Below are 12,947 nucleotides of genomic sequence, written 5' to 3' on the forward strand. Positions count from 1 at the left end.
CGGCTTAGCCATAAAGCTGGGCCGCACGTCGTTCAAAAGCCCGCACGATACGTTGCATGGCCTCATTGAAAACCACACCTATGATGCCCTGTAAAATTGCGTTCTTAAACTCAAAATCGACAAAGAACTCAACTTCACATCCTCCATCTTCTGCCTCAGTAAAGGCCCAGCTGGATTTCATGTATCGAAACGGTCCATCTAAGTACTCAGTGTCGATCTTCCGCTCATCGGAAAACAAAGTCACCCGACTTCCAAATCTCTCGCGAAACACTTTGAACGAAATCACCAAATCCGCTTCCAGAACCACCATTTCCTGTAAGTGAGAAGTGTTCCGAATACGTGCAGCTGAACACCAAGGTAGAAAATTAGGGTACTCACCCACGTCGGCCACCAAGTCGAACATTTGCTGCGCCGAAAACGGCAAATGGCGGGTTTCGGAATGGGTTGGCATGGTCTGTGGCAATTCCTGCTGTAATTGACGCGCGTATTGTCTTATCAATGCGGAAAATTCAAGGGGGCATCCATGTCACAGCGTCCATATGTCATTGATGTGATGATCAGTGCCAAGACCATTGCAGCAAAAATCGAAGATCTTTGCAGTGAAATCACTTCAGAGTTTGGCAACACTGACAAGCTGATTGTCGTTGGTTTGCTGCGTGGATCATTTGTATTCATTGCCGACCTAGTGAGAGAACTGGACCTGCCGATTGAGGTCGATTTTCTAGAGGCATCCTCGTACGGTGACGGTATGGAAAGCAGCCGTGAAGTACGTATTCTCAAAGACTTACGTGGCGCTATTGAAGGTCGAGACGTCTTGGTGGTTGAAGATATTGTCGACACCGGACATACATTGAACCATGTCACAAAACTGCTGCGAAGCCGCAATCCCAAGCGGTTGAAATCCATCGCGCTTCTGGACAAACCAAGCCGACGTGAAGTGGATTTCCGCTCAGACTGGATCGGATTTGAAATCCCGGATGAATTTGTTGTCGGCTATGGAATCGACTACGCACAACGAAACCGCAACCTGCCGTTTATTGGCTCCGTGCGATTTACCGACGACCCCGAATAGGTTGCCAATTTCCAGGGCCCTTAGCTAAATCACCCAACCATCTGAGATGCAAAGAAAAGTATGGCGCAACCCAACAGGCTGCGCCAGTTTCTCGTTGATCAACCCTGCCCCAACTTCTTTTGGCGCGCATCTCGCAAGCGGGCAAAATCATCGCCAGCATGGTAGGATGATCGGGTCAAAGGCGTCGCAGAAACCATCAGGAAACCTTTACCAAAGGCGGCCTTTTCATAGGCTGCAAACTCATCTGGAGTGACAAACCGGTCAATACCGTGGTGCTTTGGGGTTGGCTGAAGATACTGACCAATGGTCAGGAAATCGATATCGGCGGCGCGCATGTCATCCATGACTTGACGAACCGACTGCGAATCTTCTCCTAGTCCAACCATGATACCCGACTTGGTAAACATGGATGGGTCCATTTCTTTAACCCGTTGCAACAGACGCAGTGAATGGAAGTAGCGAGCGCCGGGGCGAACTTCAGGATACAGCCCAGGGACCGTTTCCAGATTGTGGTTAAACACATCAGGCCGCGCCTCGACCACTTTTTCCAAGGCCGAGGCATCACATTTGATAAAGTCGGGTGTCAAAATTTCGATTGTGGTGCTGGGTGACCGATGACGAACCGCACGAATGGTCTGAGCAAAGTGTTCCGCGCCACCATCTTCGATATCGTCACGATCAACGCTGGTGATCACCACATGGTTCAACCCTAGCTTGGCGACAGCATGGGCTACGCGACCTGGCTCAAAGGCGTCCAGATCCTCTGGTGGCTTGCCTGTCGCGATATTGCAAAAAGTGCAAGCACGGGTACAGACCTCCCCCATGATCATCATGGTAGCGTGGCCTTGTGACCAACATTCACCGACATTGGGGCAACCCGCCTCTTCACAAACGGTTACCAACCCATTGTCACGCATGATTTTATGGGTTTCGGCATAGGCTTTTCCGCCTGGTGCCTTAACCCGAATCCAATTGGGTTTTTTTGGCTGGGCATTGTCTGGGCGGCGCGCTTTCTCGGGGTGGCGCTGTTCGGGAATTTTAAGATCTCTCACGCGGGTATCCCTTGTGGCAATGTCAATGGCTGAGTCTAGCACAGATCAATGGCATCAGAAGGACCATAAATGCAACGCAGTATTGCACCGGAGACATGACTTCGGGCTCAGTAAGCACCTGCCCAAGCGGGCATCGGTTGATTTCCGCCTTACTTGTGCCCCTCCGAGATTAGCAAAGACTCCGTTATTGCAGGGCATTTAGAATCGTTTTAAGTCTGCACCAGAACAATCCTTACAGACTAGGAGTCCTGAGATATGAAAGCTGGCGTAAAACTGCCCGACGTGACCTTCCACACCCGTGTGCGCGACGAAACCATTGAAGGTCCTAACCCATTTCGTTGGGAAGATAAAACCACAGCAGACTATTTCAGCGACAAACGCGTTGTCCTGTTCTCGCTGCCCGGTGCTTTTACCCCAACTTGCTCTACCTACCAGCTGCCTGGTTTCGAAAATGGCTTTGCAGATTTTGCAGCTCAGGGTATTGATGCGATTTATTGCATGTCCGTAAACGACAGCTTTGTGATGAACAAATGGGCCGAAGCCCAGAAGCTGGAAAATGTTGACGTGATCCCTGACGGATCAGGCGAATTTACCCGTAAAATGGGCATGCTTGTCTCTAAAGATAACCTAGGGTTTGGCAACCGTTCGTGGCGCTATGCAGCTGTCGTAGCCAATGGTGTTGTAGAAGCTTGGTTCGAAGAGCCTGGCCTGACAGATAACCATGGCGAAGACCCCTATGGCGTTTCTTCACCCGAGACAGTGCTCAACTACCTAACGGACGCTAACAAAGAATCTGCCGCCTAATAGCGGTAATACAGGTTTGTAATTGGGCTCGCTTTTGGCGGGCCCTTTTAGTTTCTACTTTCCATTACAATCTCTTGGCCGACACTCTTAACGGTTTCGGCAAGCTGTTCAAACCATCCATCTCCGGCTGTAGTATGCCGTCGAACAAGACCAATCTGCCGTGCGGGTTGCGGCTCGGGAAACCGCTGAACTTCCAATCCATTGGCCGCCTCACATTCCGACTTCATAGCGAGTTCAGGCATTAACGTCAGACCAAAACCAGCAGCCACAAGTCGCGACAGTGTCGCTAATGATCCCGCCCCCATGTTGATACTGGGTGAGGAAGCCATCATCCCGCAAACTTCTAGCGCTTGATCAGTCAGGCAATGTCCATCCTCAAGCAGCATCAATTGCTCGCTCTTGAGATCCTCTGGGCGGAGGTTGCTGCCGTCTTGGCTCAAGGCGCGTAACCGGGAAGCCGAACCTGCCAGCAGGAAACGATCTTCAAACAATGGTAGCTCAACTAAGCCCGGTGTACTGGTTGGCAGGGCTAGAATTACCGCATCAAGTGCCCCCATTTGCAACTCGCTCAATAAACTCTCAGTTCGGGCCTCACGTATTTGTACATTCAGTTGCAAATCTTGTGACCGCAGTTTTGAAAGCGTACCGGGCAACAGATATGGCGCCAGTGTTGGGATCAAACCTAGCGATAACGTGCGCCGACCAGCCCCTCGATCTCGGGCCACTTTATCCAAGACTTGCGCCGCATCCAAAAGCACCTCTGCCTGTGCCAGAACCTGCCGCCCTAGTGGCGTCTGAATAACATCACGAGACCGTCGCTCTACCAGTGGTGCCCCCATGATTTCCTCTAATGTACGAATTTGTACTGATAACGCAGGTTGTGACACATGACAGGCTTCAGCCGCCCGTCCAAAATTCCTGTGTTGGCACAGGGACTTAAAATAGCTGAGTTGGCGCAAAGTAAAATTCATAATCAAAAGCTATCAAAAATCACAGAAACTACAATTGGTATTTATCACCCGACAAGAACACACTCGGGGTAGTCATAGCCACAAGGGAGCGATTTTATGTCGAAGAGATTAACCACCACTGCCGGTGCACCTATTACAGACAACCAAAACTCTGCCACTGCTGGGGAACGTGGACCACTGTTGATGCAGGACTACCAATTGCTGGAAAAACTCGCACATCAGAACCGCGAGCGCATACCTGAGCGCGTCGTACACGCTAAGGGTTGGGGGGCTATTGGCACACTGAAAATCACGGGCGATATCTCAGCCTACACCTGTGCAAAGGTTCTGCAGCCTGGCATGGAAACTCCGATGCTTGCCCGCTTCTCTACTGTAGCAGGAGAACAAGGTGCCGCTGATCACGAGCGAGATGTGCGTGGCTTTGCGCTGAAGTTCTATACCGAGGAAGGCAACTGGGACCTGGTTGGCAACAATACACCAGTATTTTTCCTGCGCGACCCTTACAAATTCCCAGACTTCATTCACACCCAGAAACGCCATCCCAAAACCAATCTTCGCAGCCCTACGGCGATGTGGGATTATTGGAGCCTGTCACCAGAGGCCCTTCACCAGGTTACCATTTTGATGTCTGATCGCGGATTGCCGGTAAGCCCGATGCATATGAATGGATATGGTAGCCATACCTTTGGTTTATGGAATGAAGCTGGTGAGCGGTTTTGGGTCAAGTTTCACTTCAAAACCCAGCAAGGCCATGCACATTTCACCAATTCAGAAGCAGCAGAAGTTGTAGGGCAAAGCCGCGAAGGCTATCAGGAACAATTATTCGGTGCCATTGAAGCAGGAAACTTTCCAAAATGGACACTTCAAATTCAGGTCATGCCCGAAACTGAGGCCGAGAAAACTTCGTTCAATCCGTTTGATCTGACCAAGGTCTGGCCCCATTCTGATTATCCGGTGATGACCATTGGAGAATTTGAGTTGAACCAAAATCCAGAGAACTATTTCGCCGAGATCGAAAACGCCGCATTTTCCCCTTCAAACACCGTACCAGGCATAGGAGCTTCACCGGACAAGGTCTTACAAGCACGTATTTTTTCATACGCAGATGCTCATCGTTACCGGCTGGGTACGCATTATGAATCACTGCCTGTTAATGCACCTAAATGCCCGGTACATCACTATCATAAAGATGGTACAATGAATGCATTGGGCCAACGCAGCGGTCACACTGATGCCTATTACGAGCCAAATTCGATCAGCGAAGCCGCCAAAGAAGGCGGCCTGCAGGAACCACCCTTGAAAATCTCTGGGGATGCAGATCGTTATAATCATCGTGACGGAAATGATGATTATAGTCAGCCACGCGCTTTGCATGATTTGATGGACGAAAGTCAACGCACCCGACTGTACGCCAACACGGCAGAAGCAATGGCAGGTGTCCCCGAAGATATAATATCCCGCGTTCTGGTTCACTATGATCTGATAAGCCCCGAATATGGCGCTGGAATTCGGAGCGCTCGCTCGAAGCTTTCTGAAATGCACGACGCCGCAGAATGATGTAACCGCCCGGGGTTCTCTTTACTCCGGGCGGTCACTTGAAAAAAGCTAACCTATCAATTCGTCCGACCCGGCCGCAGTGTCGTAATGCGCTTTCAGTTGCTGCAAAGCGATCCGCAGGACCACTTTGCCAGAACGCGCCGACCAACCCATTTGTCGCTCGGTTGCCTCTAACCCTTCCAGGTGGCAACAACATCTCAGTGCTACATCGCTCAAACCTGGACCCAAAGAGTTAAGCGCTGCAGTCGCGCGTACTTTGGCGGCTTTCGCTGGACTGGACAAAGGTACAGCCCCGCAATTTTCGGCGCTAAATTGAGCACGGCCTTGCGCCAGATGATCACCAATTTGGGCCAATTCAAAATCCTCTCTCAACCTCTCGCCTGCTTGCACCAAACATGCTGAAAGAAATGGATTTCCATGACGGTCCAACAGGCGACTAAGGGTATCAAGCGGGCTTTCAGCCAGCCCGTATCGAACCCGGCGGTTTTTTTGTTGGGGGCAAGTTTGGGATAAACTATGCACTGTAAATATGCTTGCATCATCGCTAAAACCATTGCTCTCTTGATTTAACGCTCTGTTTTCAACGTCAGCCATAATGCTGCTTACTGCGCTACGCCCTGTGGCTGTGATGTGATAGCGGCTTATCCGACCAGGCGTCTCACAACTAATCCAGTCCAACAGAGCCAATGCTTCGGCAAAGCTACGTTTAACGACTATTTTTGTTGCTGTCTGAGGCTCTGCGTCTCGAACGACAACAGCCATTTCCATTCCATCCGCAAGCGCCAGAATGGCGCCGCTGTAACACAGGCCGCGCAACACCCTGATTGCCTTTTGCTTAAATTCTACTTCTTCATCCGGCCTGCGGTTTCCAGCGACATCGTATGTCGCCGCAGCGTCATAGTGATCTGAGGCAAGCCTTTGCAACGCGCCGTCAACCAACGGATCGTCGCGTCGCGTTTCAATCCTACGCACCTGCCGCAGAACGGTAGACGGATGGCACCCAGCCGAACGTGCCAATTGACGGATCGAACGACCGGCTTCAGTGTGATCTAGGTAACGGCAGGCCTCTTCAGGCACCCAATTAGGTAGAAGTTGAATAGATTGTTTTTGCATTTTCTGAGATCCCAGCAGCAGGCAGTCAGGTTAGATTGTCCACCGCTTATCCCCAGAATTACTCAGACGGCTGTCACGACCTGCCTGTCAGTTTTGAACAATAGTCCCATTCAGCTCATCATTGTTTCCATTAGATAATCAATATTAAAGGCAGAGATCGCTGGGAGATCAACCCAGCAACACCCGCTCAAGTTGTGCGACATTGTGGATAATTCACACAATGAAAGGACGTGGAATGCTGGACCTGTTTGATCGCCTGTCAGAAATGCGCCGTCCTAGGCTGCTGATCAGGGCTGCCCGCATCGGCACCCCTCACTATTGCCGCCAACGTCATTTGCCACGGCTGCTTGGCGATTGCAGCGCGCAAAAGCCATCACGGTTGATTGAACACTTGATTGAAAAAGAGCAAAAGCTTGACCATCAGAGATGTAACAACGACCCGGGGTATTCAATCGCGCACCACATCAACGTGTTGATTGCGCTCATGGGGGAGGCTCATTTAACCCCTCACGCATCGCATTTGCAGATGACGCAACAAAAAGTGGCGGCCACCGTTGCCGGTCGCCGCCATGAAACATCTCAGATAGTTGCCTGATGATGCTATCGCTTATTACATGAAAGAATCCGCCATGGAATCCTTCTTTGCGGCCACATATGCCAGAAGCGCCGATCTGATTTCTGGATCTAGGCTGGGCGCTTGGTAGTTGTCGACCAAATAAGCTACCCGGTCAGTCGCCAGTTCCATAGTGTCGCGCGCGCCTTCTTCTTCCCAGGTTTCAAACGGCTTATAGTCACACAAATCTGACTTCCAAAACGCCGTTTTAAAATTTGCCTGGGTATGCGCACAGCCCAGATAGTGGCCACCCGGCCCCACTTCTCGAATGGCATCCATCGCCTGATCATTTTCACTGACCGGGACACCTTTGGCCAAACCATGCAATGCGCCGAGTTGATCAGCGTCCATCACAAACTTTTCGAAGGAGGCAACAAGCCCGCCTTCCAGCCAGCCGCAGGAGTGCAGCATGAAATTCACCCCGGACATCAAGCCCATATTGAGGCTATTGGCGGTTTCGTACGCTGCCTGGGCGTCAGGCAGCTTGGATCCACAAAAGGATCCAGACGAGCGAAACGGCAGCCCTAGACGACGTGCTAACTGTCCAGCGCCGTAAGTGACCAGTGAGGCTTCGGGGGTACCAAAAGTTGGTGCTCCTGAGTTCATATCAATCGAGCTGACAAAGGCGCCAAATATCACAGGCGCACCAGGGCGGATCAACTGACTATAGGCAATACCGGCCATCACTTCGGCCAACACCTGTGTCAGTGTCCCTGCCACGGATACTGGCGCCATTGCACCACCCACGATAAAGGGTGAAATAATGCAGGCCTGGTTATTTTTGGCGTAGACTTCCAGCGCGCCCATCATCACGTCATCGAATGTCATCGGCGAATTGATGTTGATCAGCGAGGTCATCACCGTGTTGTTCTGAACAAACTCTTTCCCGAACAGGATTTCGCACATCTCAACGCTGTCTTGGGCCCGACTGGGATCAGTCACCGACCCCATGAATGGTTTATCCGACAACGTCATATGCGCCAGCAACATATCCAAATGCCGTTTGTTCACCGGAACATCAGTTGGTTCACAAACAGTACCTCCAGAATGGTGTAACCATTTGGACATGTACGAGAGTTTTACGAATTTTTCGAAATCCGCTATCGTGGCGTATCGACGGCCTCCTGCAACATCGCGCACGAAAGGAGGGCCGTAAACTGGCGCACAAACCAGGTTTTTGCCACCTATCACCACCGATTTTTCAGGATTTCGGGCATGCTGTGTGAACTCAGATGGAGCCGTCGCGATGAGTTTGCGGGCCAAACCTCGAGGAATTCTCACACGTTCGCCTTCAATCTCGGCGCCGGCATCCCGCCAACGTTGCAGCGCCCCTGGGTTGTCGACGAAATTGACACCAATCTCTGCCAGAACGGTTTCGGCGTTGGCCTCGATCACACCCAAAGCCTCTTCGCTCAACACCTCAAAATTCGGGATGTTGCGTTCGATATACTTGGCGGTTTCGATTTTTACACTGGTGCGTTCGGCGCGGCGCGCAGCGCCGCCACCTGAGCGAGCACGTCGACGTGAGGTTGCTTCAGCCATGTTCTGTCCTTCGTCACAGGCGTTTTGTTGTCTCTGTTTACCGTACCGCTACAAGCCGCCGTCGAAGGATAACGGCCATTCAAGTTGAAAAGCGACATTCCATCAAAACAGCCCCACATTGCGACCTTCCTTCAATTACGGGAAGCAAACGGTCGGGGTATAGGCAGTGGATCCGGAAAACTGTGGACGCCAACGAGAAAAACACCGCTCCCTTTGATCAATTTTACTTGCGAAACCCTCCGGTCTGGCCTATGGCGCGGTCATGAGCCAGACATCCCATGACCGCCTTCTCATCATCGACTTCGGTAGCCAGGTTACGCAGCTAATTGCGCGCCGCCTGAGAGAGCTGAACGTCTATTGCGAAATTCACCCCTATCAGAACATCACAATGGATTTTGTGCGCGATATGGCGCCCAAAGCGGTGATCTTCTCAGGTGGGCCCGACAGTGTGACCCGCGAGGGTAGTCCACGGGTGCCGCAAGAGATTTTTGAATACGGTGTGCCCATTCTTGGCATCTGCTATGGTCAACAAATGATGATGCAGCAGTTGGGCGGTCAGGTTGATAGCGGCCACGGCACTGCCGAATTCGGCCGGGCTTATGTTACGCCATCTGTTAAATCACTACCATTGCTGGCCGGTTGGTTCTCCGATGATGCTGATCGTGAGCAGGTCTGGATGAGCCACGGTGACCACGTCAGCGAAATTGCACCAGGATTTAAAGTATACGGGACCTCGCCCAACGCTCCATACGCCATAACCGCCGATGTCTCTCGCAATTTCTATGCCGTGCAATTCCACCCAGAGGTGCACCACACCCCCAACGGTGCAAAACTCTACGAAAACTTTGTACGCCAAGCAGGGTTCAGCGGCGACTGGACTATGGGTTTGTACCGCGAACAGGCTATTGCCGCGATCCGCGATCAGGTCGGTGATAAGAAGGTCATTTGCGGTCTGTCCGGAGGCGTTGACAGTTCGGTCACAGCCGTGCTACTGCACGAAGCCATCGGTGATCAGCTGACCTGCGTCTTTGTTGACCATGGCTTGCTACGCAAGGGCGAGGCCGACGAAGTTGTTTCCATGTTCCGCGACAACTACAACATGCAGTTCATTCACGCCGACGAGCAAGACCTGTTCCTAGGCGAGCTGGATGGCCAGTCCGATCCTGAAACCAAACGCAAGATCATTGGCAAGCTGTTTATCGACGTGTTCCAAAAACACGCAAACAGTATTGAAGGCGCAGAATTTCTGGCTCAGGGGACCCTTTACCCAGATGTCATCGAGTCTGTTTCGTTTTCTGGCGGTCCTTCGGTGACAATTAAGAGCCACCACAACGTCGGTGGCCTGCCGGAAAAAATGGGACTGAAACTGGTCGAACCTCTTCGTGAATTGTTCAAGGACGAAGTCCGTGCCTTAGGCCGCGAACTGGGCCTTCCTGCCAGTTTCATTGGACGCCACCCCTTCCCTGGTCCCGGACTGGCCATTCGTTGCCCCGGCGAAATCACCCGTGAGAAACTGGAGATCCTGCGTGAGGCCGATGCGGTTTACATCGACCAAATCCGTAAACATGGGTTGTACGACGACATTTGGCAGGCCTTTGTTGCCATCCTTCCTGTACGCACCGTTGGGGTGATGGGTGATGGGCGCACATATGATTTTGCTTGCGCACTGCGTGCTGTCACGTCTGTGGATGGCATGACAGCGGATTACTACCCTTTCAGTCATGAATTCCTAGGTGAGACCGCAACGCGGATCATCAACGAAATCAAGGGCATCAACCGTGTAACTTATGACATCACATCGAAACCTCCTGGTACGATCGAATGGGAATAGTACAGCAATAAGAAAAACCCGGCGCAACAACGTCGGGTTTTTTTCTGCCCAGTTTTACAAACATAAACTTTGGTGTTCACTCAAACCTCGCTCTCATTGAAACCTTATACCTGCTGAGAATGACCTTGACGCCCCACCGAATTTGACGCCTTCTCGCGCAGAATTAGGCTGAGGAAAATGGAAATGTCAGATCAACCAGTCCAGATCGGGCGGGCGGCGCTGTGGATGACTGGTGCCATTGCTTCATTCTCAGCAATGGCTATCGCAGGTCGTGAAGCAGGGTCATCGCTCGATACCTTTGAAATCATGACCTATCGCAGTTTGATTGGATTGATTATCGTTGTTGGCGTATTGACCGTCACAGGAAGCTGGAAACAGGTATCCAGCCAACGTTTGGGCCCGCACCTAATTCGGAACACAGCCCATTTCACCGGTCAAAACCTTTGGTTTTTCGCTGTCACGATTATCCCGCTGGCTCAGGTTTTTGCGTTGGAATTCACCTCCCCCCTGTGGGTGCTGGTACTCGCCCCCTTAATCGTAGGAGAGCGGCTGACGTCTGCCCGTGCAATCTCAGCCCTGATCGGGTTCATTGGGATCCTGATCGTGACCCGGCCAAGCCCTGACACCATAAATGCCGGGGTCATGGCTGCGGCAGGATCTGCCATTTTTTTTGCACTGACAAATTTACTGACCAAACGCCTGACACAGGTGGAACGTATCGGATCCATCCTGTTCTGGCTTACCTCCATGCAGTTGGTCATGGGGTTGATTGCTTCCGGATATGATGGCGAGATTGCTCTCCCCAGCGCATCCACCGCACCATTGTTGGTCTTGATTGGAGTTGCTGGACTAACTGCGCATTTTTGCCTCACAAACGCCTTGGCAGTGGCTCCCGCCACGGTGGTAGTTCCAATTGACTTTACCCGCTTACCGGTTATCGCCATACTGGGTATGCTTCTCTATAATGAGCCATTGGATCTTTGGGTATTGTGTGGCGCAATTGTCATATTTGGCGCTAACTACTTGAATATTATGGATGCAAAAACGCCGAAAAGAGCTCGAAATACCTGATCAAGACCGCTGTTTTTCAATTGGCTGACAAAGCTTCCGTCTCGTCAACATTGATCTAAAGAAATGATGTTCGCTAGTTTCACCCAACAACAATGCAGACAAAGGTCTGATGGGGGAAACTGTGAAACATTATCTTGCGACGTCAGCTTTGCTGGCGCTGATATCTGGTGCGGCCTCGGCCGGTGGGACTGGGCGGTCAGGTCAGAACATCAGTGTTCTGTTTGAAACGGGAAACTATGCGGAGATCTCTTATGGGAGCGTTTCGCCAGATGTTTCAGGTACGGCACTCGGCAGCTCATCAGGGGACATGTCGAAGAGGTATCCACAGCTCGGCGCCAGCTACAAGCGTGATATCAATGACCAATTTAGCTTTGCCTTAATCTACGACCAACCCTACGGCGCGGATGTATCCTATCCTTCGGGGACAGGCTACATTTTCCAGGGATCAACAGCCGAGCTGAACACGCACGCCGTGAGCGGAATACTGCGATACAAATTGGACACCGGATTAAGCCTGCACGCTGGACTGCGCGTTCAAACTCTAGAGGCAAAGGCGTCAATTCCGGTCCTGACTTACACCGCAAACGGTGAACGAGATACCGGCGTTGGGTATTTGGTTGGGGTTGCTTACGAAAAACCTGAAATCGCTCTGCGTGTGGCGCTCACATATTTCTCCAAGATCAAACACGAAATGGATACCACAGAAGTCTTAGGCGGCTCGCCAACCAACTCAGTCACCAGCACTGACACACCGCAGGCTGTAAATTTAGATTTTCAGACTGGCATAGCCGAAGGCACTTTGTTGTTTGGTGGTGTGCGTTGGGTGGACTGGTCAGCTTTTGAAATTGCACCCGTCGCTTATAAAGGGGCGACCGGTGACCCACTGGTTTCGTTTAAGAATGATACTTTCACCTATACAATCGGTGTTGGTCGAAAGTTGACAGAGAACCTGTCTGGTTCGGTTGCAATCAGCTATGAAAAGACACACGGCGACACAGTTTCCAACCTGGGGCCAACAGATGGGCGCCTTGGTGTGACGCTGGGCCTGCGGTATACCATGGACAACATGGTGGTGTCTGGCGGGATTAACTACACCCGCATCGGCAGCGCCTCCACAGTGGTGAACAAATCGCCGCTCCTTACCTCATCCTTTACCGACAACTCATCCATTGGTGCCGGGATCAAAGTTGGCTTTCGCTTTTAACCACTTGTATCAGCACAGTTTCAGAAACGCCCCGTATCGCAGCGGGGCGTTTTTTGGTCTAAGGGGGCATAGGCCAGAGATTGACCCCGCGACCAGCACTGGCTAGCAAGGTCGAAC

The 12,947-nt window shown here is 51.6% G+C and carries 12 protein-coding genes; 7 read left to right on the forward strand and 5 right to left on the reverse strand.

Going from position 1 to position 12,947, the window contains the following annotated elements; genetic code table 11:
* Nucleotides 1-4: 4 nt before the first annotated feature.
* Nucleotides 5-451 (reverse strand): type II toxin-antitoxin system RatA family toxin, encoded by a 447-nt coding sequence (locus FEE96_RS11005; protein WP_138163101.1) that lies wholly within the window; start codon nt 449-451, stop codon nt 5-7.
* A gap of 72 nt (nt 452-523) precedes the next feature.
* Between FEE96_RS11005 and hpt the strand changes: the two genes are divergently transcribed.
* Nucleotides 524-1,072: a hypoxanthine phosphoribosyltransferase gene (gene hpt / locus FEE96_RS11010; RefSeq protein WP_138163102.1), complete on the forward strand. Its 549-nt coding sequence runs from the start codon at nt 524-526 to the stop codon at nt 1,070-1,072.
* Between the two features lie 98 nt (nt 1,073-1,170).
* On the opposite strand, the gene lipA is transcribed toward hpt, so the two are convergent.
* On the reverse strand, nt 1,171-2,124 hold the full coding sequence (gene lipA / locus FEE96_RS11015) for a lipoyl synthase (protein WP_138163103.1): 954 nt from the start codon (nt 2,122-2,124) through the stop codon (nt 1,171-1,173).
* Between the two features lie 255 nt (nt 2,125-2,379).
* On the opposite strand from lipA, the gene FEE96_RS11020 reads away from it, so the two are divergent.
* Complete coding sequence (locus FEE96_RS11020; protein ID WP_138163104.1) at nt 2,380-2,928, forward strand: peroxiredoxin; 549 nt, start codon at nt 2,380-2,382, stop codon at nt 2,926-2,928.
* Between the two features lie 47 nt (nt 2,929-2,975).
* Here the strand turns inward: FEE96_RS11020 and FEE96_RS11025 are convergent, their stop codons facing one another.
* Complete coding sequence (locus FEE96_RS11025) at nt 2,976-3,899, reverse strand: LysR substrate-binding domain-containing protein (protein ID WP_138163105.1); 924 nt, start codon at nt 3,897-3,899, stop codon at nt 2,976-2,978.
* A gap of 96 nt (nt 3,900-3,995) precedes the next feature.
* Between FEE96_RS11025 and FEE96_RS11030 the strand changes: the two genes are divergently transcribed.
* Complete coding sequence (locus tag FEE96_RS11030; protein WP_138163106.1) at nt 3,996-5,456, forward strand: catalase; 1,461 nt, start codon at nt 3,996-3,998, stop codon at nt 5,454-5,456.
* Between the two features lie 48 nt (nt 5,457-5,504).
* Here FEE96_RS11030 and FEE96_RS11035 read toward each other — a convergent pair whose 3' ends face one another.
* Entirely contained in the window at nt 5,505-6,569 is a 1,065-nt protein-coding gene (locus FEE96_RS11035; protein ID WP_138163107.1) for a DUF6456 domain-containing protein, read from the reverse strand.
* A gap of 235 nt (nt 6,570-6,804) precedes the next feature.
* Between FEE96_RS11035 and FEE96_RS11040 the strand changes: the two genes are divergently transcribed.
* Nucleotides 6,805-7,164, forward strand: coding sequence for a DUF6477 family protein (locus FEE96_RS11040; protein WP_212744757.1), 360 nt, complete (start codon nt 6,805-6,807; stop codon nt 7,162-7,164).
* Nucleotides 7,165-7,179: 15 nt separating this feature from the next.
* Here the strand turns inward: FEE96_RS11040 and FEE96_RS11045 are convergent, their stop codons facing one another.
* Entirely contained in the window at nt 7,180-8,724 is a 1,545-nt protein-coding gene (locus tag FEE96_RS11045) for a trimethylamine methyltransferase family protein (RefSeq protein WP_138163108.1), read from the reverse strand.
* Nucleotides 8,725-8,986: 262 nt separating this feature from the next.
* Between FEE96_RS11045 and guaA the strand changes: the two genes are divergently transcribed.
* From guaA to FEE96_RS11060, 3 genes are all read left to right on the forward strand, one after another.
* Nucleotides 8,987-10,555 (forward strand): glutamine-hydrolyzing GMP synthase, encoded by a 1,569-nt coding sequence (gene guaA / locus FEE96_RS11050; protein WP_138163109.1) that lies wholly within the window; start codon nt 8,987-8,989, stop codon nt 10,553-10,555.
* Between the two features lie 183 nt (nt 10,556-10,738).
* On the forward strand, nt 10,739-11,626 hold the full coding sequence (locus FEE96_RS11055; protein ID WP_425467309.1) for a DMT family transporter: 888 nt from the start codon (nt 10,739-10,741) through the stop codon (nt 11,624-11,626).
* A gap of 121 nt (nt 11,627-11,747) precedes the next feature.
* On the forward strand, nt 11,748-12,830 hold the full coding sequence (locus tag FEE96_RS11060; RefSeq protein ID WP_246079411.1) for an OmpP1/FadL family transporter: 1,083 nt from the start codon (nt 11,748-11,750) through the stop codon (nt 12,828-12,830).
* The last annotated feature ends 117 nt before the right edge of the window (nt 12,831-12,947 follow it).

The sequence above is a fragment of the Parasedimentitalea maritima genome (assembly GCF_005771405.1).
In the GTDB taxonomy this organism is placed as follows: Bacteria; Pseudomonadota; Alphaproteobacteria; order Rhodobacterales; family Rhodobacteraceae; genus Parasedimentitalea; species Parasedimentitalea maritima.